Annotated in this window: 22 protein-coding genes, 1 tRNA gene and 1 other RNA gene; 13 read left to right on the forward strand and 11 right to left on the reverse strand. The window is 57.8% G+C overall.

Going from position 1 to position 25,343, the window contains the following annotated elements; genetic code table 11:
* Positions 1 to 22: 22 nt before the first annotated feature.
* Positions 23 to 1,018, forward strand: coding sequence for a LysR substrate-binding domain-containing protein (locus LNA76_RS11165; protein ID WP_094195804.1), 996 nt, complete (start codon positions 23 to 25; stop codon positions 1,016 to 1,018).
* Between the two features lie 219 nt (positions 1,019 to 1,237).
* Here LNA76_RS11165 and LNA76_RS11170 read toward each other — a convergent pair whose 3' ends face one another.
* The 6 genes from LNA76_RS11170 to dctP are packed head-to-tail and all read right to left on the reverse strand — an operon-like array spanning position 1,238 to position 7,243.
* Entirely contained in the window at positions 1,238 to 2,722 is a 1,485-nt protein-coding gene (locus tag LNA76_RS11170; RefSeq protein WP_230019082.1) for an aldehyde dehydrogenase, read from the reverse strand.
* Positions 2,723 to 3,610, reverse strand: a complete 888-nt coding sequence (dapA, locus tag LNA76_RS11175) for a 4-hydroxy-tetrahydrodipicolinate synthase (protein ID WP_230019083.1) — start codon at positions 3,608 to 3,610, stop codon at positions 2,723 to 2,725. It abuts the gene before it with no gap.
* 35 nt (positions 3,611 to 3,645) lie between these two features.
* Positions 3,646 to 4,296 carry a GntR family transcriptional regulator gene (locus tag LNA76_RS11180; protein WP_230019084.1) on the reverse strand — a complete coding sequence of 217 codons (651 nt, stop codon included), beginning with the start codon at positions 4,294 to 4,296 and terminating at the stop codon, positions 3,646 to 3,648.
* Between the two features lie 24 nt (positions 4,297 to 4,320).
* On the reverse strand, positions 4,321 to 5,640 hold the full coding sequence (locus LNA76_RS11185) for a TRAP transporter large permease (RefSeq protein ID WP_230019085.1): 1,320 nt from the start codon (positions 5,638 to 5,640) through the stop codon (positions 4,321 to 4,323).
* On the reverse strand, positions 5,637 to 6,158 hold the full coding sequence (locus LNA76_RS11190) for a TRAP transporter small permease subunit (RefSeq protein WP_230019086.1): 522 nt from the start codon (positions 6,156 to 6,158) through the stop codon (positions 5,637 to 5,639). The genes LNA76_RS11185 and LNA76_RS11190 overlap by 4 nt, the downstream gene beginning before the upstream one ends.
* Before the next feature lie 26 nt (positions 6,159 to 6,184).
* Complete coding sequence (gene dctP, locus LNA76_RS11195) at positions 6,185 to 7,243, reverse strand: TRAP transporter substrate-binding protein DctP (RefSeq protein ID WP_094195810.1); 1,059 nt, start codon at positions 7,241 to 7,243, stop codon at positions 6,185 to 6,187.
* 550 nt (positions 7,244 to 7,793) lie between these two features.
* Here dctP and LNA76_RS11200 point away from each other — a divergent pair.
* Both LNA76_RS11200 and LNA76_RS11205 read left to right on the forward strand, forming a co-directional pair.
* Positions 7,794 to 7,868, forward strand: a tRNA-Arg gene (locus LNA76_RS11200).
* Positions 7,869 to 7,943: 75 nt separating this feature from the next.
* Positions 7,944 to 8,369 carry a PACE efflux transporter gene (locus LNA76_RS11205; protein ID WP_094195811.1) on the forward strand — a complete coding sequence of 142 codons (426 nt, stop codon included), beginning with the start codon at positions 7,944 to 7,946 and terminating at the stop codon, positions 8,367 to 8,369.
* A 214-nt stretch (positions 8,370 to 8,583) separates the two neighbouring features.
* Here the strand turns inward: LNA76_RS11205 and LNA76_RS11210 are convergent, their stop codons facing one another.
* Complete coding sequence (locus LNA76_RS11210) at positions 8,584 to 8,973, reverse strand: winged helix-turn-helix transcriptional regulator (protein WP_230019087.1); 390 nt, start codon at positions 8,971 to 8,973, stop codon at positions 8,584 to 8,586.
* A gap of 151 nt (positions 8,974 to 9,124) precedes the next feature.
* On the opposite strand from LNA76_RS11210, the gene LNA76_RS11215 reads away from it, so the two are divergent.
* Positions 9,125 to 9,736, forward strand: coding sequence for an NAD(P)-dependent oxidoreductase (locus LNA76_RS11215; protein ID WP_230019088.1), 612 nt, complete (start codon positions 9,125 to 9,127; stop codon positions 9,734 to 9,736).
* A 16-nt stretch (positions 9,737 to 9,752) separates the two neighbouring features.
* Positions 9,753 to 10,232, forward strand: coding sequence for a nuclear transport factor 2 family protein (locus LNA76_RS11220; protein ID WP_166727024.1), 480 nt, complete (start codon positions 9,753 to 9,755; stop codon positions 10,230 to 10,232).
* A 172-nt stretch (positions 10,233 to 10,404) separates the two neighbouring features.
* On the opposite strand, the gene LNA76_RS11225 is transcribed toward LNA76_RS11220, so the two are convergent.
* Positions 10,405 to 11,634, reverse strand: coding sequence for an MFS transporter (locus LNA76_RS11225; RefSeq protein ID WP_125277012.1), 1,230 nt, complete (start codon positions 11,632 to 11,634; stop codon positions 10,405 to 10,407).
* Here LNA76_RS11225 and LNA76_RS11230 point away from each other — a divergent pair.
* Positions 11,626 to 12,033: a hypothetical protein gene (locus LNA76_RS11230; protein WP_230019089.1), complete on the forward strand. Its 408-nt coding sequence runs from the start codon at positions 11,626 to 11,628 to the stop codon at positions 12,031 to 12,033. The genes LNA76_RS11225 and LNA76_RS11230 overlap by 9 nt on opposite strands.
* On the opposite strand, the gene ybaK is transcribed toward LNA76_RS11230, so the two are convergent.
* The gene (gene ybaK / locus LNA76_RS11235) at positions 11,966 to 12,460 is read right to left on the reverse strand and encodes a Cys-tRNA(Pro) deacylase (protein ID WP_094195816.1); all 495 of its coding nucleotides are present in this window, start codon (positions 12,458 to 12,460) and stop codon (positions 11,966 to 11,968) included. The genes LNA76_RS11230 and ybaK overlap by 68 nt on opposite strands.
* Before the next feature lie 15 nt (positions 12,461 to 12,475).
* Positions 12,476 to 13,372, reverse strand: a complete 897-nt coding sequence (xerD, locus tag LNA76_RS11240; protein WP_094195817.1) for a site-specific tyrosine recombinase XerD — start codon at positions 13,370 to 13,372, stop codon at positions 12,476 to 12,478.
* 187 nt (positions 13,373 to 13,559) lie between these two features.
* Between xerD and modA the strand changes: the two genes are divergently transcribed.
* Genes modA through LNA76_RS11255 form a run of 3 tightly spaced genes read left to right on the forward strand, consistent with a single transcriptional unit; the run spans position 13,560 to position 15,706 of the window.
* Entirely contained in the window at positions 13,560 to 14,309 is a 750-nt protein-coding gene (gene modA / locus LNA76_RS11245; RefSeq protein ID WP_094195818.1) for a molybdate ABC transporter substrate-binding protein, read from the forward strand.
* A gap of 18 nt (positions 14,310 to 14,327) precedes the next feature.
* Positions 14,328 to 15,008: a molybdate ABC transporter permease subunit gene (gene modB, locus LNA76_RS11250; RefSeq protein WP_094195819.1), complete on the forward strand. Its 681-nt coding sequence runs from the start codon at positions 14,328 to 14,330 to the stop codon at positions 15,006 to 15,008.
* On the forward strand, positions 15,005 to 15,706 hold the full coding sequence (locus LNA76_RS11255) for a sulfate/molybdate ABC transporter ATP-binding protein (RefSeq protein WP_108728001.1): 702 nt from the start codon (positions 15,005 to 15,007) through the stop codon (positions 15,704 to 15,706). The genes modB and LNA76_RS11255 overlap by 4 nt, the downstream gene beginning before the upstream one ends.
* Here LNA76_RS11255 and LNA76_RS11260 read toward each other — a convergent pair.
* The gene (locus tag LNA76_RS11260; RefSeq protein ID WP_094195821.1) at positions 15,696 to 16,508 is read right to left on the reverse strand and encodes a TOBE domain-containing protein; all 813 of its coding nucleotides are present in this window, start codon (positions 16,506 to 16,508) and stop codon (positions 15,696 to 15,698) included. The genes LNA76_RS11255 and LNA76_RS11260 overlap by 11 nt on opposite strands.
* 108 nt (positions 16,509 to 16,616) lie before the next feature.
* Here LNA76_RS11260 and LNA76_RS11265 point away from each other — a divergent pair, with 108 nt between their 5' ends.
* The 4 genes from LNA76_RS11265 to dnaX all read left to right on the forward strand — a co-directional run bounded on the left by LNA76_RS11265 (position 16,617) and on the right by dnaX (position 25,340).
* Positions 16,617 to 19,271, forward strand: coding sequence for a hypothetical protein (locus LNA76_RS11265; RefSeq protein WP_108728000.1), 2,655 nt, complete (start codon positions 16,617 to 16,619; stop codon positions 19,269 to 19,271).
* Positions 19,265 to 22,690, forward strand: a complete 3,426-nt coding sequence (locus LNA76_RS11270; RefSeq protein WP_230019090.1) for a UvrD-helicase domain-containing protein — start codon at positions 19,265 to 19,267, stop codon at positions 22,688 to 22,690. Before LNA76_RS11265 ends, LNA76_RS11270 begins: the two co-directional genes overlap by 7 nt.
* Before the next feature lie 16 nt (positions 22,691 to 22,706).
* An RNA gene (gene ffs, locus LNA76_RS11275) (signal recognition particle sRNA small type) lies at positions 22,707 to 22,804 on the forward strand.
* Between the two features lie 115 nt (positions 22,805 to 22,919).
* Positions 22,920 to 25,340 carry a DNA polymerase III subunit gamma/tau gene (gene dnaX / locus LNA76_RS11280; RefSeq protein WP_230019091.1) on the forward strand — a complete coding sequence of 807 codons (2,421 nt, stop codon included), beginning with the start codon at positions 22,920 to 22,922 and terminating at the stop codon, positions 25,338 to 25,340.
* Positions 25,341 to 25,343: the final 3 nt, after the last annotated feature.

Below are 25,343 nucleotides of genomic sequence, written 5' to 3' on the forward strand. Positions count from 1 at the left end.
ATTGCCCTATTAGTAAATGCTTATGGATAGAGGTAAGGGCTTGGAATCAAACGAAATCGCGCATCGCTTGGTGCAACGACTCAAGCTGCGCCACTTGGCCTTGCTGATCGAGATCGAACGCCTGGGGTCGCTGACCAAAGTGGCGGATTTAATGGCGATGAGCCAGCCTGCGGTGACCCAGGCCCTGGCCGAGGTGGAACAAGTTTTTGGCACGCCGCTGTTTTTGCGCTCCTCCCGTGGCATGGAGGCAACACCCCAAGGTCAGATCGTGATTTCACGCGCTCGGGCGATGGTCCAGGACATGGAATTGTTGAGTCTGGATTTGCAGGCGCACAGCATGGGGCGGCAAGCGCATTTGCGTCTGGGTGTGATTCCTTTTGTGTCCGGCAAACTGGTTTCTACGGCCTTGCGGGCGACCCGCCCTCAGGGACAGGTGGTTTCTGTCAGCATTACCGAAGGTTTGACGGAAACCCTGCTGGAACAACTGCGTGATCATGCCCTGGATGCCGTGGTGGCGCGCAGCTCTGCGGATCTGAATATGAAAGGGCTGCGCCATGAGGCCTTGTACGCGCAGCAACCGCGTCTGATTGCCAGTCGGGAACTGGCAGGCCGACTGGGACGTCGCAAGCTGGACTGGTCGCAGTTGCAGGATCTGGACTGGATTCTGGGGCCGCGCAGTACGCCCATGCGGCGGCAGGTGGCCAACCTGTTTTTACGCGCGGGCTTGCCCGAGCCTGTGCCCAGCGTGGAAACGTCTTCACCCAAGCTGATCGGTGAGTTGATCGTGAATCACTCCCGGGCCGTCTCCGTGGTTCCCACTGAAATTGCCGAGGAACTGGTACGGGTATCCGGGGTGGCCATCGTGCCGTATTCCTTTGAATGGGGGCTGTCACCGATCGCGCTTTTTACACGGGTGGCCGGTCAGCAGCGCCCGGTGGACAAGTTGTTCGCGCAGGAACTGAAACGGGTGTGTACCGACAAGACTGTGCCTTTGGAGCGGGGGGCTTTTTTCTACTAGTGTTGTTTTGCCCGCTGCGGGCTGATGGCCAGTGTCACATCGTGAACACCCTATGCCGAGCGGGCCGGACGAGACCTGGAAGCAGGATGTCATACCGGCTCAAGAATCCGGATCCGCTCACGGACAAGAACCGCCCCCCGCTTTCATGTCCAGAAGTTTGGGGGGGGGCGGCGTGTACAGCGGCCTGCTTATTACTGCCTGAGCCGCGCAAGGAGCGGATTACTGATTCACATACCAGATCGCCTTGGTTTGCTGGTACTGATCCAGGGCTTCCATTCCCTTGTCCTTGCCGCCAAAACCGGACAGTTTGAAGCCACCAAAGGGCGCGGTGATATCCCCTTCGGAAAAACCATTGACCGACACGGTGCCTGCTTTGATCTTGCGTGAGACACGTTGTGCGCGCCGTACATCCAGTGTGTAGATGGAGGCGGCCAGGCCGTATTGGGTGTCATTCGCCAAGGCGATGGCTTGTTCCTCTGTCTCGAAGGTCGTGACGGCCAGGATGGGGCCGAACACTTCCTCCTGGAACAGGCGGTCTTGTGGAGTGATGTGATCGAAGATGGTGGGTTCGATATACCAGCCACTGCCCAAGTCACTGTGGACACGCCCACCATGGACCAGTTGGGCGTTTTTACCGGGGTTCTGCAGAAAGCTGGCCACTTTTTCAAAGTGCGCTTTTTCGACCATCGGTCCGATAGACACATCCGGGTCGGTAGGCAAGCCCACTTTCCAGGAGTCCAAGCCCTGTTTGAGCTTGTGTAGCAGTGTGTCTTTCAGGCTGCTGTGTACGATCAGGCGGGAGCCGCAACTGCAGTTCTCGCTCATGTTCCAGAAGGCGGCGGCCAAGATGGAGGGAACCGCTTCGTCCAGCAGGGCGTCCTCAAAAACGACCTGGGGGCTTTTACCGCCGCATTCCAGCACGACTTCTTTCAGATTGCTTTCCGCAGAGTATTTCAGGAACAGGCGTCCCACTTCGGTGGAGCCGGTAAACGACACAATGTCCACGTCCTCGTGTCGTCCCAACGGTTCTCCTACTTCTTCTCCTGTGCCTGTGATCAGAATGAGCGCTCCCTCCGGGATGCCTGCCTGATGCGCCAGTTGTGTCATGCGATAGGCACTGAGGCTGGTCAGCTCGGATGGTTTCACAATCACCGAGTTGCCGCATACCAGGGCTGGGGCCACTTTCCAGGCGTACATCTGGGCCGGGAAGTTCCAGGGCAATACGGCGGCCACCACACCAATGGGTTCTTTGGTGATCAAACCCAGTGCTTCTGTGCCAGTGGGGGAGATTCGGCCAAAACATTTATCAGCCGCTTCCGCATACCAACTGAAGGTGTCGATGGTGGCCGGCATATCGGTGTTCAGGCATTCGGTAATGGGTTTGCCTGCATCCACACAATCGAGCGCAGCCAGTTCCTCAGCGTGTTGCTCCAACAAGGCCACCCACTTGAGCATGATCTTCTTACGGTCAGCCGGAGACAGCTCGGACCATTGCCCGGATTCAAAACTTGCGCGTGCGGCAGTGACCGCCGCTTCTACATCCGAGGCTTGGCCAGCGGCGATTTTGCCAATCACGGTCAGGTCAATAGGGCTGATGTTATCGAGCAAGCCCGCAGCCGTGGTTGGGTGGCCAGGAATCAAATGGGAAGCGTGCAGCTTGCCGGCGCGGGCCAACTCAAAGACCGTCTCTTTCTGTGTAGACATTCAAGCCTCCTGTTCGACTTGGTAAGCGTTGATTTGTGCCAGGAAGTCATCCCGTTCCTGCGCGTCGACGGGTAGCAGGGGCAGGCGTACCGAACCGACATCAATGCCGTGACGCACGCAACCCAGTTTGGCTTTTTGGTTGTAGTTACCCGATTCCATGGCGGCAATGGCGGGCAGCATGGCGGCCATCATGCGGCGCACGCTGTCCCAGTCTCCTTGTTCTGCCGCTTTGAGCATTTGAACCTGCTCGGCCGGAAACACATTGGCCCCGCCACTGATCCAGCTACGGACGCCCCAGAACAGGAAGTCTGCGGCTTGGTCATCACAACCACACACCACCTGAAAATCGGGCAGATTGGCATTGACCATGGCCACTACCCGGCTGAAGTTACCGCTGCTCTCCTTGATACCCACAATGTTCTTGACCTTGGCCAGTTCGTAAACGGACTCAAGCTCGATCTGGATGCCGATGCGTGCCGGGAAGTTGTACATGACGATAGGCAGTTCGGTGGCGGCGGCGACTTCTTTGAAATACGCCACCACTTCATTTTGGCCCGGCAGGCTGTAAGGAGTGGGGGAGAGCATCAGCGCTTCGTAACCCAACTCCTCGGCTTCGCGGATTCGGCTGATGGCTTCGGCAGGTGACATGGAGTTCACGCCGGCAATCAGTGTTGTACGGCCACGGCCGGTGTTGGCAACAATCTCCAGCACGCGGCGGCGCTCTTGTGCGCTCAGTGCGTAGTATTCGCCCGTGGTGCCACAAGCCACGATGCCACCCACGCCGGCTTCAATAAAGCACTCGGCCAGGCGCTCCAGAGCGGCTTCATTTAGTTGGTTGTTGGCGTCAAACGGGGTAACGATGGGAACGAGAATTCCGTTCAGATTCATGATGTCTCCAGATTATTAGTCGTTGGTCTATCGGTTTACTCAATGACCTTGCGGGTGAAGGCGCTAAGGTAGGCCATTAGCGTTTCAGAGCCTTGCAAGGCCAAGTCGGGGTTTCCAGCCTGGATGCCTTCAGCCAGTGTGAAATGAGCTTGGGCGCCGGCTTCCAGGTCGCCTTCGTATTGATAGGCGTACCAGAATCGTCTGCACTGAACGATCATGGGCGTGACCGCTTGCACAGCAAAGGTGTTGCGACAGGCCTGGTGGATGACTTCGTCCAAATGCTGATCGGCCAGCATATAGGCGTCGATATCCTTGGCGTTGGCGGCATCGACCATGGCCTGGGCGTGGCCGAGCAAGGCGCTGCGCTGCGCCGGGCTTGCCCAGCGGGCGGCGCCCTGCACAATCAGGCGTTCCAGAACCCGGCGCGTTTCAATCAGGGTCAAATGTTCAGCCACACGGATCTCACTGACACGCAGACCACGGCGGGGTTGCTGCTCGATCAATCCCAGGGCGACCATGCGCATCAGGGCTTCGCGCAAGGGGGTGCGCCCCAAACCTGTCATTTCCACCAGATCACTTTCCACAATGGCCTGACCAGGCTCCAGTTTGAGTGTGGCAATTAACTGCTCAATCGCTTGATAGGCGATTTCAGCGGCACGAGAAGAAGGGATGGGGGCGCTACTCACAGAGACTCCAATATAAAAAGGGTGTTAAAAGCCGGACACTTGCTGGGGCAGCCAGGTTGCAATCGCCGGAAACAGAGCGACGATCAGCAGGGTCAGCAACTGAGCAAGAATAAACGGCACCACACCTCGACAAACTTGTCCGTATGTCATGTCTTTGGGGGCAATGGACAAAAGGTAAAAAATCGAAGAGGCCAGGGGCGGTGTCAGGTAGCTGGTTTGAATAACAACAATTACCATGACGCCAAACCACAAGGGATCCAGTCCTGTTGCCACAATAAAGGGCAGGAACAGCGGCACGCAAATCAGGACGTTGGCAGTCCAGTCCAGCACAAAGCCCAGCAAAAATACGATACCCAGAAACAGAATGATCGTACCGGTGCTGCCCAGGCCCAGATCACTGGTCAGCATGTGTACCAGCTTGGCGCCGCCATTGGCAGCGAAGGCGCCGGTAAACATGGTGCCCCCGGCCACAATCAGCATGATCATCGCGGTAATGCGTACCGTAATCCGTAATGCGCCACTGAAAACGTCCCAGTTGAACTGACGGTAGAAAATGCACAGGACAGCGGCTGCTGCCGCGCCCAGGGCAGCGGCCTCGGTGGGCGATGCAATCCCTTTCATCAAGGAGCCCAGAACGGCGATGATCAGCAGCATCATGGGAACCAGACCACGCATCGTAATACTGATTTTTTCACCCAATGGTCGGCGCATATCCTCGTCGTCCGCCCGAGGCCCCAGCTCCGGTTTGAGCGTGGTGGCGATCAGGATGTAGCCCACAAACAGCGTGGTCATCAACAGGCCCGGAAAGAGCATGGCAGCAAATAACTCTCCCACCGGAACCTGTGCCAGGGAGGCGTAGACGACTGCGACCACCGACGGAGGGATCATGGTGCCCAGCGACCCGCCGGCGCAGATCGTGCCGGCGATCAGGGAGTTGTTGTAGCGAAAGCGTTTCATGGCCGGGATGGCCATCAGCCCCACCATGATCTCTACCGCCCCCACCACACCGGCTGCGGCGGCAAAGGTGGCGGCCATGGCGATGGTGGCAATGGCCAGCCCGCCTGGCAGACCACCTAGCCATAATTGCATGGTGCGAAACAGGCGGGCAGCAATACCTGAACGCTCCAGCAGCGCCCCCATCAGCACAAACATGGGAATCGCTGACAGGATATGGTTGGTGGCCGCTCCATACAGAGCACCGTACATCTGATCAAAGACCATGGGGCCAAAGGCGTACCAACCCGCCAGAAAAGCCGGCAGGATCAGTGCAAACGCCACGGGCATGCCCTGAAAAACCAGCAGAAACAGAGCGGGAAACATCAGTCCGGCAATCCATAGGTTCATGGGTTCACCTCGACCTCAGTATGGCTTTGCCCGTTGACCGTGCAGCGCAAGCCATGCGCCAGCAGTTGCAAGGTGAAGGCGACCAGACCAATGGCAATGCAGGCGTAGAACGGCCACATCATGGGGGCCCAGGGGCTGACCATTTCAACTTCGTTCAGCTTCCAGGCCATCCAGGCTTTGTTGATGCCAACTTTGCTCAATACGGCAAACAGGGGAAACAGCACCAGCAAGTACAGGACTACATCTGAAATACGGGCAAAGGACTTGGGTAAGTGCTTGCGAACCACATCAATGCTGATGTGTTCGTTCTGACGCATGACCCAGGCCATGCCCAGCAGAAAAATGGCTCCGTTCATCATGTACGCGATATCGAAGGCCCAGACTGTTGGCGCATGCAGCACGTAGCGGGCAAAGACTTCCCACACCATGGCCGTGACCAGGATGGCTGCAGCCAACTGCGCCAACCTGGCACTGACAAGGGCAACAAAGTCGATCAGTTTTGAAATAGGCTGCAGCATGGCAGCTCTCCTTCAGAAAGTAGGACTTAGTCGCGGATCAGGTAATTGCTCTCGCTGCGCCAACGAGTCAGAAAACCATCGTAGTCCGCCAGCAGATTTTTCATGTAGTCGTTGCCGGACTGCGCCTGGGCCTCGGCTTTCTTGTGTACCCAGTCATTGCCAGCCTCGGCCAATTGTTTGATGAAGGCCGGATCCAGGGTGATGACTTCGTTGCGTCCCTGGCGATACTTCTCCATGGCCTTGATGTCGGCGTTATAGAAGTAGTCCAGCGATTGATGCGTGGTCAGCTCAGCGGCGGCCTCAATGAGTGGCTGCAGATCGGCGGGCACCTTGTCCCAGGTTTCCTGCTTGAGGACGACTTCCCACATAAAAGTAGGCTGGTGCACACCCGGTACGACGATGTATTTGGCCGCCTGATGAAAACCTTCTGGGGTATTGGAAGAAGGAGTTGCCCATTCCACGGCATCGACCCCTTTGCGTTGCAGCAAGGTGTAGGTATCACCAGGAGGCACAACCGTGGGAACCGCAGCGAAATAGTCTTTCATCACATCGGCCCAGGCGCCGGAGGTTCGGTACTTCAGCCCTTTCAGGTCTTCAGCGGTTCGGATTGGGGTATTGGAGTGCGCCAGCACTTCGGTGGAGCCCAGCCCCACAATCATGGTTTTCAGGCCATTTTTGGAACGTAGTTCCTGCAGCTTTTCCTTGCCGCCGCCTTCATAGAGCCAGACGCGATAGGCATCAGGCCCCATGCCGCCGGGATACCCTGCAAAAATGGCATTGGCTGGGTCCTGGTTGACCAGATAGCTGGAGGTGGAGTGGCCCGCTTCTACCACGCCTGTTTCTACCGCTTCAAAGACTTTAAGGGCGGGAACGATTACTCCGGCTCCAAAGGGCTGAATCTCGACACGGTCCCCCGTCATGAGTTTCACGTTCTTTGCAAAACGCTCCAGAAAATTCTGATAAAACGGGGAGCCTTCGGGAACCGAAGTCGGGACGCGCCAGCTAATTTCGGCTGCCTGTGTCGAGGCCATGCCGCTTAGTAAAAACAGGCCAGCCAAGGTGGATGCAACAAGTTTGGAATTCATGTTTGTCTCCAGTGGTTTTTTTATAGTCCAGCTCTGTCAGAGGCCGACGGCCAGGGGCAGAGCATGGGATCGATATTAATATTTTATAAATATATTAACAACATATTTAGATTGGGGTTTGTCCTAAAAAGGGCTGAAAATGGCGTTGTGGGCGGGGCTTGGGTTTTTTCAGTAAGCGGCAAGGTAGGGAAAACCTTTCCAGACTGGGTGCTGAGGCGGTTTTTGGACTACGGAGTCATTCGTGGTCTGGATGCTTTTAGGCTTGTCTGGCGTATCTTGGGGCCGCTTTGTGAAGCTGTTTCAAACCTTTCACCTCTGCGGTCTAGCTGGTACACTTTGCGGCTGCTTTTCTGACAAGCGCACAGAGGCAGGACAGGTAGGTTGAACCGCCTTTTTGCTGTAGCACTTTCAGTAGCAGCAGGCAGGAAAACACCCGGTTTTTTGCAGACAAGAAAAGGCGTCGGATCTGCCCTTATATGTTGTAAAGCCTGAATTCCTGCCGTGTATGTGGCGTCTGGCCTGCTTGGGCCCACTCCACAAAAAGCCCGCCGGGCCCATAGTTAAATGGATATAACTTTCCCCTCCTAAGGGAAGATTGCAGGTTCGATTCCTGCTGGGCCCGCCATCGTATTTTTAATCGCACTGTTCTCTTGGCTCCTTGATCTTGGGGCTGAGGGGCGTGCGCATAAGCAGCTTAGCCATGACACTCCAAGGTTGGAAACGCCGCGTGTTTTACGTGGGTTTGTTTGAGTTTTTTGCCATTGTTTTTTCTTCTTTCTTGCTGGCGTATTTTGCCGGTGGAAAGGCCTCTGAATCTGCACCTATTGCCGTCGCGATCTCGGTGATTGCGATTGTTTGGAACTACGTGTTCAACACCGCTTTTGAGTATTGGGAGTCTCGCCAAACGGTCAAAGGCCGCAGCCTGTTGCGCCGTAGCGTGCATGCCGTCAGTTTTGAGGCTGGCCTGGTGATTGCCATCGTGCCTTTGTATATGTGGTGGTATCAGGTTGGCTTGATGGAAGCGCTGCGGATGGAAGTGGCCATTCTGGTGTTCTTCTTGATCTACTCCTTTATCTTTAGCTGGACCTTTGACCGGGTGTTTGGCTTGCCAGCCAGTGCGGCTTGAGGCCTTGGCTCCCGTAGATAGAAAAAGCCGCGTAATGCGGCTTTTTTGTTGTCGACCTGGGGCTGACAAGGCGTCGTCCCCTCCGGCTTAGGTTTAGGGCGGGCACTGGCATTCGGGGCAGGGGTAGGACCGCTTGTTCAGGCCTTGCTTGCAAACGGGGCTGGTGAATACAGGAGGTGGGGCGTAATGCGCCGCCGGGAGCATCCGGCTATTGTTAGCCCGATTTGGATTCCCGGCGTGCCTGACAGATACGCGCATGATGAATGTCTGCCCACTTCACCAGTTCCCGCATGGGCACCAGAAAGGACTGCCCCAGTTCGGTCAGTGTGTATTCCACGCGTGGCGGCACTTCTGCGTACAAGGTTCGTTGTACAAACCCATCCGTTTCCAGGCGCTTGAGTGTGCGCGAGAGCATCTGACGGGAAATATCGCCGATTTCCCGACTTAGTTCGTTAAAGCGCAGCGTGCCCGGTGCCAGGGACTCCAGGATCAGCAGACTCCATTGATCGCCAATTCGGTCCAGCACATCCCGGATGGGGCAAGGTTGCTCGAACTCTTCCTGTATCGGGCTGCAAGCCTGTGTAGTGGCGCTTGATGAGGACATGGCGACTTGCTCTCCTGTGTTCAATAGTCACTTCCGTGTGACCTAGTATGGCCGGCGTGACTTCTTGTGGACTGTCAAAAAACTGTCTAGCATCACGCTTAATGGTCTACTTTATAGACCAGGTCTTTATTTGAGCACACAAGGAGCGGTTATGTCTCGTATTGCATTGATAGGTGCTTCTGGCGAAGTCGGTTCGCGCCTTTTGAAAGAACTCTCTGATCGTGGTCATACAGTGACAGCGATTGCTCGCCATCCTGAAAAAATTGCCAGCCTGCCCAATGTCACGGCTGTTCAGGGTGATGTGAATGATCTGGACGGTTTGATCGCGCTACTGCGGGGTCACGATGTGGCGATTAGCGCCGTTCGTTTCGCCTCGTCGGATCCTTCCAAGCTGATCACGGCAGTTCGCGCGGCTGGTGTGCCGCGTTATCTGGTGGTGGGCGGTGCGGCCAGTCTGGAAGTGGCTCCCGGTCAGCGATTGATTGATCAGCCTGCTTTCCCGGATGCCTACCGTACCGAGGCCTTGGGTGGCATTGCCTTTCTGGATCAGCTACGTCAGGAAAAAGAGCTGGATTGGACTTTCTTGTCGCCCTCGGCAGAGTTTGGTCCCGGTCAGCGCACGGGCAAATTCCGTGTGGGCCAAGACAGTCTTTTGGTCTCCGACCAAGGCAGCAAGATTTCTTATGAGGATTACGCCATCGCTTTGGTGGACGAGATTGAACATCCTGCCCATTCGCGCCAGCGCTTTACCGTAGGTTATTGATCAAGGAGTGGGGCTGATGAAAGGTGCAATCCGATGGGTATCTCCAGTTTTATTGGCGGGCTCTTTCTTGTTGAGCACAAATGCAGCGTTGGCTGCCAATTCGCCGACTCGTGATGTGGTTCAGGAAGAAAGCAATCGCACGCTAGTGGTCAATTTTTACGATAGCTTCTTTAACAAGCATCAGGTGCAGGAAGCGGCGACAGTGGTGGCCCAGGACTATATCCAGCACAACCCGGAAGTGCCGGACGGGAAGGCGCCTTTTGTGGGCTACTTTAGTGGTTATTTCAAAGAGAACCCGCAGTCTCGTGCGCGGATTGTGCGTAGTGCGGCAGATGGGGATCTGGTCTATTTGCATGTGCATTCGACCAATGGCAAGGCTGACCGGGGGCAGGCGGTGATTGATATTTTTCGGGTGCAAGACGGCAAGATCGTGGAGCATTGGGATGTGATTCAGGCCGTGCCGGAGCAGGCTGCCAATAGCAACACCATGTTCTAAGAACTCTGTTGTGGGGCGACGTATTGCTCCGGTGCAAAGAGGACGTATGTGTACGCCAAATAAAAGACCCGCCAATGATGGCGGGTCTTTTTGATGAAGGGGCCGTTAAAAAGCGTTCTTTTTGGGACTGCAGCTTTTGCTGGGGTTTAGCAGGGTTTTACTCCTGAGACGCCTAAGCCGTCTGCATCTTGATCTTGGCTTCGCGTATCGGCAGATTGACAATGGCAGCCAGTACGGCCAGCACAATATCAGCCCACCACATCCAGCTGTAATCACCAAACCGAGTCAAGGCAATACCGCCCAGCCACGCCCCCAAAAAGCCGCCGATCTGGTGCGAGAACAAGGCCAAGCCAAATAGGGTGGCCAGATAACGTGTGCCAAACAGTTTGGCGACGATATTGGCGGTGGGTGGCACGGTCGCCAGCCAGGTCAGACCCAGGCCGATGGCAAAGATGTAAAACACCAGATCGGTTTTAGGCATCATCAAGTACCACAGGATCAGCACGGCGCGCGAGGCATACATTAGTGCCAGCACATATTTGCTGCGCCAGCGGGCAATGCAGGAACCGGCGGCGATACTGCCAAAGATATTGGCCAGGCCGATCAAGGCCAAGGACCAGCTTGCTACTGAAGGCGGCAGTCCGCACAGGTCGATTTCCCCCGGCAGGTGGGTGACCAGAAAAGCAATGTGAAAACCGCAGGTGAAAAAGCCCAGGCTCAGCAGCAAGTAGCTGCGATCTGTCATGGCGTTTTTCAATGTCTCGGCCAGTCCCGGACCGCTGCTAACAGGAGCGGGGCGGGGGGCGGCGGCTGTCTTTTGGGCCTTGCTGCCAGGGCTTAGTTTGCGGATCAGGGGCAGGGTTAGCAGGGCGGTCAGAGCCAGAACCCAAAAGGTCGACATCCAGCCCACCCAACCGATCAGCTTTTGCACGACGGGAGCAAAGACGAATTGTCCGAAGGAGCCGCCGGCATTGATCAGGCCAGAGGCCTGGCCGCGTGCGTGCTCAGGAATTCGTTGGGCGGCCGCGCCAATCAAGGTAGAGAAGCTGGCCGCACCCGAGCCAACGCTGGCCAGTAGGCCCAAGGTCAAGGTCAGTCCCAGGCCTGTGCCTATAAAGGGAGTCACTGCACAGCCCAATGCCAGAATCAGCAGGCCCGCGATCAGAACCCGGTCCGGGCCCCAGCGGTCGGAGCAGGCACCGGCAATAGGCTGGATCGCCCCCCAGGTAAGCTGGCCCACGGCCATGGCAAAGCTGATGGACATAATGCCCATGCCGCTTGCCTTATCAATCGGGCCGACGAACAGGCCAAAGGATTGGCGTATCCCCATGGTAACCATCAGGATGCCAGCCGCTGCCAAAGTCACCGTCATTACGGCGGGCTGGCGCAAGGATTGAAACATGGGGTCCCCTCTTATTATTCAGATTTGAATTATCTGGCGAAATGTCAAAGCGGTGCAATCACCTTGTCTGGTGAAAAGCGACTGGGCGGACAGTGTTGCCAGTGCGCGGCTATCCAGTTCCAGTTGCGGGAGGAGGAGGAGGAGGAGGAGGAGGAGGAGGTGGTGGTGGTGGTGGTGGTGGTGGTGGTGGTGGTGGTGGTGGTGGTGGTGGTGGTGGTGCAGGGAGCAGAACTAGGCTGTTTATTGCGGCGTTTGATGGTTCAAGCAAGCGCGGAATATAAAAAAGACGGGCTGACAGCGCCGTCTTTTTTATACCTGCCGCTAAGTGGGATCAGCCTTTTTCCAGGCCAGCCTGTACTGGGCGCGCGCCCAGTTTGTCGATCAGAACCTGGGGATTGATACCCAGCAAATAACCGCGTCGGCCACCATTGATGTAAATCGTGTCGAACTCCAGCAGTTCTTCTTCCAGCCACACAGGCATGGCTTTGCGAGTGGCAAAAGGCGAGGTGCCACCGACCATATAGCCCGAATGGCGTTGGGCCACCTCTGGCTTGCAGGGGGCGATTTTCTTTGCGCCCGTTTGACGAGCCAGATTCTTGGTAGAGACTTCTCGGTCGCCGTGCATCACGATGACCAAGGGTTTGGCGCTTTCATCTTCCATGATCAGGGTCTTGGCCACCCGGTGCAGGTCCAGACCTAGTTGGGCTGCTGCTTCCATGGCTCCGCCATGATCGACATAGTTGTAGCTATGTTCGGTAAAGGAAATGCCATTTTTACGTAGCCACTGCGTGGCCGGTGTTTCGCTGACGTGTTTTTCTTTAGCCATATCTTGGTAGTGCGCTCAGGCGCGTGGATGATGGGCTGCGTGCAAGGCTTTCAAGCGCTCACGTGCCACATGAGTATAAATCTGGGTTGTGGAAATGTCGGCGTGGCCCAAAAGCATCTGTACCACGCGCAGGTCGGCCCCGTGATTGAGCAAATGGGTGGCGAAAGCGTGACGTAAAACGTGCGGGGACAAGGGGGCCAGAATTCCGGCTTGCAGCGCATATTTCTTGACGATCAACCAAAAGGACTGGCGGCTCATGCAGGTGCCGCGCCCGGTAATAAATACAAAATCGCTGCGACGCTGGCCCAGCAAGGCAGGGCGGGATTGCTGCATATAGCGTTCAATCCAGTGCAAGGCTTCCTGCCCCAGAGGCACCAGCCTGTCTTTGCCACCCTTGCCTTGGTCTATGCGTAGCACGCCATCGCTCAGGCTCAGATTTTGCAAAGGCAACTCGGTCAGTTCGGTGACGCGTAAACCGCTGGCATACAGGGTTTCCAGCATGCAGCGGTCACGCAGCCCCAAGGGATTATGTATGTCCGGTGCGGCCAGCAGGCGCTCTACCTGTTCTTCAGACAAGGTATGCGGGACACGCGGGGCTTGTCGGGCGCTGCTCAGTTCCAGGCAGGGGTCGTCCTGCCGCATGCCTTCTTGCACCGTCCAATCGTAAAAGCGACGCAAGGTGGCCAGCCTGCGGTTGGCCGTGCTGGCCTTGCTTTGACCGGCCTGGCTGGCCATCCATTCGCGCAAATCGCTGGCTTGCAGTTGCTCCAGCGCTTTGCCTTTGCGCTCTTGCTGAGCCCACTCCCTCAGGCGCTCCAGGTCTTGCCGATACGCTTGCTGCGTGTTGGCGGACAGGCCGTCCTGCAACCAGAGCATGGTGATGAAATCGGAAATCAGACTGGCTTGCGTCATGGGGATGAAAAATTCGGAAAGCGTGGCTGTCAGCGTGCCTCTGGGAGCCGGAATGAAGCAGGAAAGCCATCATGCTATCACTCCGGGGTGATGAGCTTCATTCAGCAGATGGGTAGATATACGCTATATACCTATATATATTTCCTGATTATACTCATTCGTTACACCCGTCCTGGAGGAGAAAACAATGTTCAAACGAGTCGTATCGGTCGCTGCCTTATCCCTGTTTTTGCAAGGCACTGCGCAAGCCGATGAATTGGTGGTTGCCGCCGCTGCCAGCCTGACCAATGCCTTCAAGGAACTGGCTGGCCAGTTTGAGGCAGAGCATCCCGGCACCAAAGTGCTGACCAGTTTCGCTGCATCGGATGTCGTGCTGCAGCAAATCGTCAACGGCGCTCCTGTCGATGTGTTTGCCTCGGCAGACCAAAAGGCCATGAACAAGGCGGAAGAAGCCCAGGTCGTGGACCCTGCTACCCGCAAGAATTTTGTGCAGAATCAGGTGGTACTGATTGTGCCAAGCGACAACCCTGCCAATGTGACAAACGTGGGTGATCTGGACAAAGCAGATGTCAAACGTGTGGCTTTGGGTAACCCGGCCGTGGTGCCGGTGGGCCGCTATACCCAGGCTGCCTTGGAAAAAGCGGGTCAGTGGGATGCCGTGAAACAGCGAGAAATCCTGGGTCAGAACGTACGCCAGGTGCTCGATTACGTCGCCCGTGGTGAGGTGGAAGCCGGTTTTGTGTTTGCGACTGACGCGGCCATCATGAAAGACAAGGTGCACGTGCTGGAGGTGCTCAAGACGACTGAACCTGTCACTTACCCCATCGCTCTGGTGCAGCGTGAAGGCCGTAGTGACAAGGCTCAGGCCTTTCAAGATTTCGTCATGTCTGAATCCGGGCAGCAAGTGCTGGCAAAATACGGTTTTGCCAAGCCTTGATAGGATGTTGATCGCCGGATGACTTCATTTTGGATTCCCCTGGGCTTATCGCTCAAGGTCGCCGGCTGGGCGACCTTGTTCGCTTGTGTATTGGGCATAGGCATTGCCTATGCGCTGTCGCGCTGGCAGTCGCGTTGGTGTGACCTGCTTGATTCCATCCTGACCTTGCCCATGGTCTTGCCGCCTACGGTTATCGGCTATTACCTGCTGGTTCTATTGGGTCGGCGTAGTGCCGTAGGGCAATGGCTCTCCAGTATGGGGATAGAGCTGATCTTTACCTGGCAGGGTGCGGTGATTGCCGCCACAGTCGTGGCCTTTCCCATGATATTGAAGGCAGCGCGTGCGGCTTTTGAGGATGTGGACCCACGATTAGAAGATGCCGCCAGTGTGTTGGGTTTAAGGCCCTTGGCCATCTTCTTTCGTGTCAGCCTGCCTTTGGCGGCGCGTGGCATTATGGCCGGGGTTTTGCTGGCGTTTGCCCGTGCCTTGGGCGAGTTCGGTGCAACCTTGATGATTGCGGGCAGCATACCGGGGCGTACCCAAACCATGTCCATCGCCATTTACGAGGCGGTGCAGGCAGGGGAAGATCAGCAGGCTTTAGTGCTGGTTGCTATTATTTCGATTACCTGTGTGCTGGTTTTGTGGAGTACCCGTGCTTTGTCACCCCGTCACGTACGCCGTAAAAGAGGGATGCAATGAGCCTGAAGGTACAGATTCAACGCACCGTAGTCAGCGAGGCTCGTCATTTTGAATTGAACATTCAGATTCAAACCGAGGCTCGTCATATTGCGTTGTATGGGCCATCAGGATCGGGCAAGTCCTTGACGGTGCAAAGCGTGGCGGGCTTGCTGCGGCCCGATCATGGCCGCATTCAGATTGGCGATCAGGTCTACTTTGATTCAGCAAAAGGCATCAACCTGAAGCCGCGCGAGCGTCGGGTGGCGTACCTGTTTCAGGACTACGGCCTGTTCCCACATCTGACCGCCGCACAGAATATTTGCTTTGGTCTGAACAGGGGCTTGTTCAACCGCTCCGTGCGGGCCATGCCTGCGGCTGCCCAGCGTTGGGTAGACGCGTTTGAATTGGAGTCGGTATTAAGTAGCTACCCCGCCCAGTTGTCGGGCGGGCAAAAGCAACGCTGTGCTTTGGCGCGAGCCTTGGCGATTGAGCCTCAGTTGCTCTTGTTGGATGAGCCTTTGGCGGCCCTGGATCAGGATTTGCGTGTTCGTTTGCGGGCTGAACTGGCGCAGTTGCAAAGCCAGATCGATATTCCCACGATCTTGATTACGCACGATCCTGAAGATGCCAGAGTCCTGGCCCAAGAGGTCTACCGCATTCGCGACGGACGCGTCTTGGAGTGTTGTCGCAGCGCGGATCTGGAAGCCCTTACAGCGTAGCAATCATTACGCTGGATGCCTTGAACAGAGCATAGGCGGATTGGCCCGCTTCCAGATGCAAACGCTGGGTGCTGTCCAGGGTGATGCTGGCGGTCACTGTCAGGCCTTGTGGCAGCTCCAGACGGACTTCTGCATTGACGGCACCGGTGATGACATCGGTAATCGTGCCGGGTAATTGATTGCGTGCGGACAGCGAATTGCGGGTGTCGCCCGTGCCAATCATGATTGACGATGCTTTCAGAAAGGCCAGAACTTTTTGCCCTTCACGCAGGCCCAGGTTTTCCGTGCTTTCCCGCGTAATGGAGGCAACAACGGTTTGGCCCTGGCCAATATCCACATGAATTTCGTCGTTGACGGCACCGGTCTTGATCGTGGTAACGATACCGGGCAATTGGTTGCGAGCCGAAGTTTGCATGATCATGGTTTGGAGTAACTCCATCTGAGTAGCCACGGAAGGCATTAAACGACCAATACGGCTCATGAAGCGTTGATGTAGCCGGTCGTAGGTTTGGTACAGCTCTAGCAGTTCGATGGCCTTGGGCGTCAGGGTGGCGCCGCCACCACGATGGCCGCCGGTGCTACGCAGCACCAGAGGCTCGCCCGCCATATTGTTCATGATGTCGATGGCGTCCCAGGCCGCTTTGTAGCTGATGCCAATATGGCGGGCGGCGGCAGAGATCGACCCCTGCTCGGCGATCGCCGCCAGCAAGGCCATACGGCGGGCGCTACCCCAGGTATGCTCGCCAGTACGCAGCGACAGGCTGCCGGTTAATTCGGTATTGGGGGTGTTTGAACTAGACATGGCGATAAGTGTAAGGGCGTGAACAATCTAGGGATAGAGCGCCGGTACAATGGCCGGATCAGCGTTGCTGGCCATCCTGTTTCCTTGCAACCTTAACTGGTTTTCTCTATGTATGACACCCCTGCTGTTTCCATGGCTCAATTGCAGGAGCTCAATAGTGCCGAAACGGTTGTGTTAACCGTGAACAAGCGCTACGCGCGCCGCCTGCTGGGACATTTGTCGGCCCGTCTGGCTGGAGCGGGCGGGACGGTCGCCGTGCCGGAAATCGTGCCCTTGGGGGCGTGGCTGGCACAGGCCAGCGATCAGCTCTGCTTTTCCGAGCAATGGCAACCGGCTGCGCACCAGATGGATCGCTTCGCCGCCTTGCAGCGCTGGGAACACAGCATCGAGCAGTGCGAGGAAGAGGGCTACTTCCTGGATGTCGGCCAGGCAGCGCGTCTGGCCTGTGAAGCCGATACCCTGCTGGATGAATGGAATATTGAGCTCAAACCCGGCGAGGCCAGCATAGATTTTGAACGCTTCATGCAATGGCGCTCTCACTACCGGCAAAGCCTGGAGCAGGCGGATCTGGATGACGCGAATCTGGCTGCCGAGCGCGTGCTGAAAGCGGTGCAGGCCGGCGCCTTGCACATGCGTCATCGCTATATGGTGCTGCATGGTTTTCATGAATACTCGCCGCGTCTGCAAAGCCTTTTAATGGGTTTGCAGAATATGGGAGTGGAGATTCTGCAGTTGCAGCACGAAGAGGCGCAGGCCACGGAAGTTCATCGGGTGCAGGCGCAGGATGCGGATACGGAATGGCGCCTGGCGGTGCAATGGGCGCGTCGTCAATTGGATGAGGACCCGGATCGCACGGTAGCCATTGTGGCGGCGCAGTTGGAAACGCAACTGCCGCTGGTGCATCGCCTCTTGCGGCAAGCCATGCACACGGATCAAGGCGCCTTGCCCTATAACGTGGCAGCGGCCCGATCCTTGGCCGAGTGGCCCGTGGTTGAAGCAGCCCTGGCCTGGTTGAAAGCCCTGTTTACCCTGGCGACCAAGGGGCAGGCCGAGCCGGCCATGCTGGGCCAAGCCCTGCGTTTGGGAGCGTGTCAGGCGGAACAGTCTGAAGCGGGCGGCCGTGCCCGCATTGACAAGGCCTGGCGCGACAATCGCATCACGCAAGTGAGCCGTAAAGAATTTGCCGACATGCTCAGCTTTCATACGCCCGAACTGGCCCTGGCCTGGGCCAAGGCGGTGGAGCGCTTCGAGTCCGTGTCGGCCGGCGCTCAAGGGGTGGATACCTGGGCTTCAGTGATGCGTCAATGCCTGGAGGCTTTGGGTTTTCCCGGAACCAATCGTTTGGATAGCGCCCAGTTTCAAACCTTGGAAGCTTTGGAGGCCCTGCTGCTGCAACTGGCGCAGCAAGCCCCTGTCTTGGGCCGTATCAGTGCCTTGAAGGCGCAAAGTGCTCTGGCGCGCATGGCCCGTGAAAATCTGTTCCAGCCACAGCGTGATCCGCGCTCCCGTCTGGATGTGCTGGGCTTTCTGGAGGCGGAAGGCGGGCGTTGGGATGCCGTATGGGTGCTGGGCCTGACCGATGATATTTTGCCCGCTGCCGTCAAACCGAATCCCCTGATCCCCGCCCAAGTGCTGCGCCGGGTGCAAGCCCCGCGCAGTACGCCAGAGCGGGAGCTGGAGTGGGCGCGCTGGATGTTGAGCGCCTTGCTGCGCTGTGGCAACCAGGTCTTGCTCAGTGCGCCTTTGAATCAGGGGGAGCAAGAGCTCAGACCCAGCCCTTTGATCGCGCATTGGCCTGTGCTGGAAATGCCTTGGGCGGTGCAGGCAGAGCAGGCCGTCGCACAGGAAGCCTTGCTGGACGAGCAAGGCCCCAGCCTGAAGCTGGAAGAGCGCATACGCGGCGGAATCAGCGTGCTGGATACGCAGGCCCGCAATCCCTTATGGGCTTTTGTGAAGTTTCGTTTGCATGGTCAGGCCTTGCCTGATTACGCCCGTGTAGGTGATATGAATACACGCGGGGTGTTTCTGCACCGCGCCGTCGAACTGTTCTGGCTGCGTGTGAAGGATCAGGACAGCTTGCACGAACTGATTGGCGAGGACTCGCTGTTGGACGTGGTGCAAGTGTGTATTGATCAGGCCGCTCAGGAAGAGCTGGCCGATTACGGCCCGGTGCTGCGCAGCCTGGAAATGGAGCGGGGTCTGGCTGTTTTGAGTCAATACGCGCATCAGGAAGCCCAGCGTCCGCCGTTTGCCTTGGGCGCGACGGAACAGGAATTGAGCTGGAGCCGTGGCTTACTGCGTTTGAGCCTGCGTCTGGATCGTCTGGATGATCTGGCCGATGGTGAGCAGTTGCTGATGGACTACAAAACTGGCATAGGCGAACTCAGACCCGATAAAGATTGGCTGCGGCCCAGACCTGTGAATCTGCAATTGCCGTTTTATGCCGCGGCCTTGCAGGATGAAGGTCGAACCGTCAGTGGCTTGGCTTTTGTGCGCTTGCATGCTCGTCAGGTGGGCTTAAGTGGTTTGGCCGCGCCCGGCATGGATATTGAGGGCCTGACCGAATTGGAAAGTGCCCAGCAGTGGACCGCACAAATCGCGCAGTGGAAACAGGCGGTGGAAGGTCTGGCGGATGAGTTCCTGCAAGGGCAGGCCGCCAACCAGATCTGGAACCGCAACGATTTGCTGTACTGCGATGTTTTGCCCTTTTTACGTTTGTTCCAGGAAGACCTCCAAGACAATGGAGGAGAGGTGTCATGCTGACTGTCCCTAGCGATAGCCCCGCCCGTGCACGGGCACTGGACCCCGAGTCCTCCTTTCTGGTCCAAGCCCCTGCCGGTTCAGGCAAGACAGAGCTGCTGACCGACCGAATTCTGGCTTTGCTGGCTCGCGTGCAGCGGCCAGAAGAAATTGTGGCCATTACCTTCACCCGTAAAGCTGCGGCTGAAATGCATGCGCGAGTGCTGGAGAAGCTGGCCGCTGCCAATCAGGAACGGCCTGCCGAGTCCTATCGCGTACGCAGTTGGGAGCTGGCGCGCGCGGCCATGCAGCGCAATCAGGAACAGCAGTGGGATTTGCTGGCCTATCCGGCACGCTTGAGTATCCGTACCATTGACTCCTTGTGTGCGCACCTGGTGCGTGCCATGCCCTGGATTACGGGGCTGGGCGGGGTGCCGGCCATTACTGATAAGGCACAGGAGCATTACGAAGCGGCGGCCTGGGCCACGCTGGAAATGGCGGAAAGCGTCCCTAGCGTGGCGCGCTTTCTGGAGCATATGGATGTCAACTTGCTGCAGGCGCAAGCCCTGTTGGCCGGTATGTTGGCCAGCCGCGATCAGTGGCTGCCAGCCGTGGGGCAGGGCGGTGATGTGGCGCTGTTACAAGACAGCTTGCGCGAGGTGGTGGAGCAGCAACTGCAGCAGCTAAGCGATTCACTGCCACCCGGTTGGGCGCGGACTTTGGCTCCCCTGGCCTGCTTTGCGGCCTCGAATCTGGAAAGCGGCGATGTACTGGCCCTGGCCGATTGGCAAGGCGACAATCTGGCCCCGGTTATGGACGATTTGCCGCGCTGGCGTGGTCTGGCAGCCTTGTTGCTGACGGATAAAGGCGATCTGCGCAAAAGCCTGACCGTGCGTAACGGCTTTCCGCCAAAAACAGCGCAAAAAGAAATTCTGACTGAATGGTTGAGCAATTGTCTGGGGGCAGAGCCCTGGATTGCGCGCTTGGCCAGTGCACGCCTTTTGCCCGAACAATACTCCCCTCAGCAGCAAGAAGTCCTGTCCAATCTGATTCAGGTTTTATGGCTGGCTGCGGCGCAATTGAAACTGCGCTTTGCCGAGAAAGCCGAGGTCGATTTCACCGAGATTGCTCAACGTGCTCTGCAAGCCTTGGGCGATGCCGATGAGCCGGGCGAACTGCTGTTGCGTATGGATAGGTCCATACGTCATTTGCTGGTGGACGAATTTCAGGACACCAGCCAATCCCAGGTGCAATTGCTGGAGCGCCTGACCAGTGGCTGGGAGCCGGGTGATGGGCGTAGCCTGTTTCTGGTGGGCGACCCCATGCAGTCCATTTACCGTTTCCGCAAGGCGGAAGTGGGTTTGTTTCTGCAGGTCTGGCAAGCGCGACGTTTAGGTGAAGTGGAGCTGGAGCCGCTCAATCTCAGCAATAACTTCCGCTCGCACCCGCGTTTGGTGGAGTGGGTGAATAGGGTGGGGGCGCAACTGTTTCCGGCTCGACCTGATCCGGATCTGGGCATGGTCACGTATGAACACTCGACTGCCTTCAAACCTGATATTCCCGAGTGGGCGGTGCAGTTTCATCCGTCCTGGCATTTCCGGGTGGCACGGGGAGAGGATGCCGTGCCGTCGCAGCAAGCGGCTCAGGAACGTGCGGTACAAGAGGCGGTGCAATGCGCGGCTCAAGCTCTGGAACGTTATCAGGATAGTGAGCATCCGGTGGCAATTCTAGTGCGAGCACGTTCGCACTTGCAGGGTTTGGTGCGCAAGCTGGGCGAGCAGGGCATACCGTGCCGAGCGGTAGAGCTGGAGCCCTTGCAGCAGCGCCCGGTGGTGGCGGATTTGGTGCAATTGGTCCGTGCCTTGGCTCACCCGGCAGATCGACTGGCTTGGCTGTCCGTGTTGCGCTCGCCATTGATCGGCCTGCGTTTGGAGAGCCTGCATCGTTTGTGCGCTTTGCATCCCACGCAGACCCTGGCCGAGCTGACCACGAGCCTGAGAGCGAACCTCGCCGTTGACGGCGAGGTCAAGCGAGGCAAGATGACTATGACGCCACAGGCGCCCCCGGATGGTGGCGGAGAAGCTCCGGCCGCCAGGCTGGAATTCTTCACACACAATCAGGATTTTGAAGATTGGGATGCGAATGAGCGCGACCGGCTGCTGTTCGCTTGCCAGATCTTGCTGGATAAAGGTAATCGCAGCGGCTTGATGCCTTTTGCAGCCTGGGTGCAGGAATGCTGGACGCGCTTGGGCGGGCCGCAGGTTTATCCAAGCCTGGCCGATCAGGCCGATGCCGAACAAGTTTTGCGGCTGCTGGAGGAGCTGTGTCCCTATGGACCGCCCGATCAGCAGCAATTGCAGGCCCGCGTGGAGTCTTTGTATGCCACCCCGCAAGGGACGGGCAAGGCCGTGGAGGTGATGACGATTCACAAGTCCAAGGGCCTGGAGTTTGAAACTGTTATCTTGTTTGGCTTGCACAAGCAGTCGGCAGCCGATTCCGAGCCCTTGATTCGTCTGGAACACAGCGCCGAGCGCCTGATTCTGGGGCCGATCAGCCATAAGGGCAGCGAGCAACGCGATCCGGTGTCGCAGTTTCTGGCAGCGCGGGAACGTATCCGAGCCGAGCAGGAAAGCCACCGTCTTTTATACGTGGCTCTGACGCGTGCCCGTCAGGAGTTGCACTTGTTTGCGGAGCTGAGCATTACCCAGGACAAGGGTCTGCGCGAGCCGGATGGCCGCTCCTTGTTAAGCCGTGTCTGGCCTGTCCTGGAGCAGCCACAGGCGCCGGTTTGGCAAGCCGAGCAGGGCAGGCAGCAAGAGGAGTCGGGGCAAGGTTCTGCGGCATTGTTGCAGCGCGTGGTGAGCTTGCCTGCTGCGCCACCCGAGCAATTGCAGACCGCCAGCCCACAGTATCAAAGCTGGCAGTGGTCCCTGGATACGACTCATGAAAAAGCCATTGGGACGGTTGCCCACGACTGGCTGGAAAAGCTGGGTCGTGAAGGTTTGGACCAGTGGCCGGTAGAGCGTTTGCAGCAAGGTCGCGTCGTCATGCGTCGCCAGTTGCTGCGGGCCGGGGTGCCTGCCGCCTACCTGGATGAGGCTGCCCAGTCCTTGTTTGAGGCCATTGCCGCAACCGTGCAGACCGAGCGTGGTCGCTGGTTGCTGGGTGTCAGCCGCGCCTACCGGGAGTGGTCCTTGCTGGATGTCAGTGGTCGGGTATCGATTATCGACTTGGCGATTTCCCAGGAAGATCACTGGCTGGTGGTGGATTACAAGACGGGGCGGCCCGCCGAGCATGAAAGTAAGGATGATTTTGCAGCGCGTATGTTGGAGCGCTACGCACCGCAATTGCAGCGTTATTGTGAGCAGGTGCAGGCTCTGGATGGGCGACCGGCGCGGGCGGCGCTTTATTTCCCGAGAGCCGATCTTTGGCTGCCGTATTAATGCTACACTACTTGTCGGCGGGCCCCTCCGCATGGTTCGGCGGTGAATCTGGTCAGGTCGGGAACGAAGCAGCCACAGCCGTGCAGAATCAGTGCCGGAGTCAGGCTCGCCACTTCATTTGCTTATCGGGTTATGCGCGCCCGGTCTATCTGCTTCCCTTCAGCACCGAATCCGGTACACTTTTCCTTTCGCTTATTTGTATTGATGGTTCACGCCGTCCGGAATTCGCATGACCTATCTCGTTCTGGCCCGCAAGTGGCGCCCTCGCTCCTTTGACACCCTGGTTGGTCAGGACCACGTGGTGCGCGCTCTGACGCACGCCCTGGATACCCAGCGCCTGCACCATGCCTGGTTGTTTACGGGCACACGCGGCGTGGGCAAGACCACCTTGTCGCGTATTCTGGCCAAGTCGCTGAACTGCGAAACCGGCATCACCTCCAAGCCCTGTGGCATTTGCCGCGCGTGTACCGAGATTGATGCTGGCCGCTTTATTGATTATGTAGAGCTGGACGCCGCCTCCAACCGGGGTGTGGAAGAGATGACCCAACTGCTGGAACAGGCGGTCTACGCCCCCAGCTCGGGCCGCTATAAGGTCTACATGATTGACGAAGTTCACATGCTGACCGGGCACGCCTTCAACGCCATGCTCAAGACGCTGGAAGAACCGCCAGCGCACGTCAAATTCATTCTGGCGACCACAGACCCACAAAAAATTCCGGTCACCGTCTTGTCGCGCTGTCTGCAATTCAATTTGAAGCAGATGACCGTGCCTGCGATTGTGGGCCACCTGCAGGACATTCTGACCCAGGAAGAAATGCAGTTCGAGTTGCCTGCCTTGCGTCTGCTGGCGCAGGCAGCCGATGGTTCCATGCGGGATGCCTTATCGCTTAGCGATCAGGCCATTGCCTATAGCGCGGGCGATCTTAGCGCCCAGGCTGTGCAAGCCATGCTGGGCACCATTGATCAACGCCACCTGGCGCAATTGCTGCAAGCGCTGGTCGCTTATGATGCGCAGGCCATTATGGGTGTGGCCGATGATCTGGCCATGCGTGGTTTGTCTTATTCGGGGGCTCTGGCGGATTTGGCAACCTTGTTGTCCCGTATCGCGATCGAGCAGCGCATCCCTGGCACGATTTCAGATGATGATCCGTTGGCGGAGGCGGTGCGGCAATTGGCACCCACACTCTCGCCCGATCATGTGCAGTTGTTTTATTCGGTCGCGGTGCACAGTCGTCAGGAGCTGTCTTTGGCTCCGGATGAGTACGCCGGTTTTGTGATGGCGTGCTTGCGCATGCTGGCCTTGCTGCCCGAGCCCGTCTCGGCGTATGTGCCACCGCCAGCAGGGCCTTCGGGGTCTGATACTGCTGGCGCGGCTCAGGCTGCTCCCGCTCCTGCGACAGCCCCCGCTGCCTCAGAGGCTGCGTCGGTACCGGCTGCTTCTGCAACCCCCCGTGAGGCCGCCGCTTCTGCTGCGCCTGCACAGCAAGTTGAGCAGGGGGCGCAAACAGAACAGAGAAGGCAAACGGCACAAGCAGTACAGGCAACACAAACACCCCAGCCTGCGATTGATCCACAGGCCGCATCTGAGCAGGCACAGGCCTCTGCCACCGCAGCCGCCCCTGCCAGTACACATGCAGCCCAAGCAGCGCCAGTCGCAGAATCCATCCCTGCTGACGACGACTTTGTCCCGGCCTGGGAAGATGCTCCCGAGCCTGCCGGCGCGGGGGTCAGCTATGACACTTCAGAATCTGCCCCAGCGGACGCAAGCGTTGAAGCCGGTTCAGCGACCAGTTCGCCTCAAGAAGCGGCGACCGCAGTTGCTGACAGTAGCGCTGTTCAAGCCGCCCAAGTGCCATCAACGCCATCCGCTCCGCCAGCCGTCGAGTCCACTTCCGCAGACCAGGCAGACTCCTCTGCCGATCCCGCTGCAGAATCCTCCAAAGCCCAGGGCAAGAGCAGTGCTCAGCCCCTGATGTCGTCTCAAGCCCAGGCCGCCGCCCGAGTAGACCCGGTGGCAGAAGAAGCGCCGCCAGCCGCCTCTACCCAGGACGGCCCGGAGGAGCCCGCCTGGTTGTCCGAGGGCATGGACGAAGAATTCGAGAATTACCAGCCTTTGGATATGGACGCGGCTCGTGCCGAAGAAGACGGCGATGTACCGTCTGTGTCCATGTCTGATCGCTTCATGCCCGACACCGAACTGGGCCTGCCCGTGCCGCAGAGCGGTTCGGACAACCCGCGCACCGTGCGACTGGGCGGCATGAAACCGGAAACCTGGCCCGACGTGGCAACCAGCTTGCCCTTAAGCGGCTGGGCCGCCGAACTGGCCCGCCAGAGCGAATGGCTGGGCGTGAAAGGCCAGGAAATCCACCTGCGTGCCAAAATCAAGGCTACTGAAGGCAGTCAGGGCAAAGCGCGCTTGCGCACTGTTCTATCGGAATATTTTGCCCAGTCCATTCAGTTGGTGATCGAATACGGGGATACAGGCGATGCTACCGCGCATGCCGTGGAGCAGGCCAAGTTGGCCGAGCGTCAGCGACAGGCCGAAGAGCAGGTTGCCCAGGATCCCTTTGTCTTGAGCCTGATCCAGGACTTTGACGGCAGCGTCAAAGCCGGGTCAATCAAGGCCACTCCTTTGGTTCGGGCCGCCTGAATG

It is taken from the genome of Alcaligenes sp. MMA (assembly GCF_020907215.1).
GTDB lineage: Bacteria > Pseudomonadota > Gammaproteobacteria > Burkholderiales > Burkholderiaceae_B > Alcaligenes > Alcaligenes aquatilis.

Excerpts from the sequence above, each read along its gene's own strand:
- LNA76_RS11165 (WP_094195804.1), top strand. The coding sequence starts at position 23 with ATGGATAGAGGTAAGGGCTTGGAATCAAACGAAATCGCGCATCGCTTG.
- LNA76_RS11170 (WP_230019082.1), bottom strand. The coding sequence starts at position 2,722 with ATGTCTACACAGAAAGAGACGGTCTTTGAGTTGGCCCGCGCCGGCAAG.
- dapA (WP_230019083.1), bottom strand. The coding sequence starts at position 3,610 with ATGAATCTGAACGGAATTCTCGTTCCCATCGTTACCCCGTTTGACGCC.
- LNA76_RS11185 (WP_230019085.1), bottom strand. The coding sequence starts at position 5,640 with ATGAACCTATGGATTGCCGGACTGATGTTTCCCGCTCTGTTTCTGCTG.
- LNA76_RS11190 (WP_230019086.1), bottom strand. The coding sequence starts at position 6,158 with ATGCTGCAGCCTATTTCAAAACTGATCGACTTTGTTGCCCTTGTCAGT.
- dctP (WP_094195810.1), bottom strand. The coding sequence starts at position 7,243 with ATGAATTCCAAACTTGTTGCATCCACCTTGGCTGGCCTGTTTTTACTA.
- LNA76_RS11205 (WP_094195811.1), top strand. The coding sequence starts at position 7,944 with ATGACACTCCAAGGTTGGAAACGCCGCGTGTTTTACGTGGGTTTGTTT.
- LNA76_RS11210 (WP_230019087.1), bottom strand. The coding sequence starts at position 8,973 with ATGTCCTCATCAAGCGCCACTACACAGGCTTGCAGCCCGATACAGGAA.
- LNA76_RS11215 (WP_230019088.1), top strand. The coding sequence starts at position 9,125 with ATGTCTCGTATTGCATTGATAGGTGCTTCTGGCGAAGTCGGTTCGCGC.
- LNA76_RS11220 (WP_166727024.1), top strand. The coding sequence starts at position 9,753 with ATGAAAGGTGCAATCCGATGGGTATCTCCAGTTTTATTGGCGGGCTCT.
- LNA76_RS11225 (WP_125277012.1), bottom strand. The coding sequence starts at position 11,634 with ATGTTTCAATCCTTGCGCCAGCCCGCCGTAATGACGGTGACTTTGGCA.
- ybaK (WP_094195816.1), bottom strand. The coding sequence starts at position 12,460 with ATGGCTAAAGAAAAACACGTCAGCGAAACACCGGCCACGCAGTGGCTA.
- xerD (WP_094195817.1), bottom strand. The coding sequence starts at position 13,372 with ATGACGCAAGCCAGTCTGATTTCCGATTTCATCACCATGCTCTGGTTG.
- modA (WP_094195818.1), top strand. The coding sequence starts at position 13,560 with ATGTTCAAACGAGTCGTATCGGTCGCTGCCTTATCCCTGTTTTTGCAA.
- modB (WP_094195819.1), top strand. The coding sequence starts at position 14,328 with ATGACTTCATTTTGGATTCCCCTGGGCTTATCGCTCAAGGTCGCCGGC.
- LNA76_RS11255 (WP_108728001.1), top strand. The coding sequence starts at position 15,005 with ATGAGCCTGAAGGTACAGATTCAACGCACCGTAGTCAGCGAGGCTCGT.
- LNA76_RS11260 (WP_094195821.1), bottom strand. The coding sequence starts at position 16,508 with ATGTCTAGTTCAAACACCCCCAATACCGAATTAACCGGCAGCCTGTCG.
- LNA76_RS11265 (WP_108728000.1), top strand. The coding sequence starts at position 16,617 with ATGTATGACACCCCTGCTGTTTCCATGGCTCAATTGCAGGAGCTCAAT.
- LNA76_RS11270 (WP_230019090.1), top strand. The coding sequence starts at position 19,265 with ATGCTGACTGTCCCTAGCGATAGCCCCGCCCGTGCACGGGCACTGGAC.
- dnaX (WP_230019091.1), top strand. The coding sequence starts at position 22,920 with ATGACCTATCTCGTTCTGGCCCGCAAGTGGCGCCCTCGCTCCTTTGAC.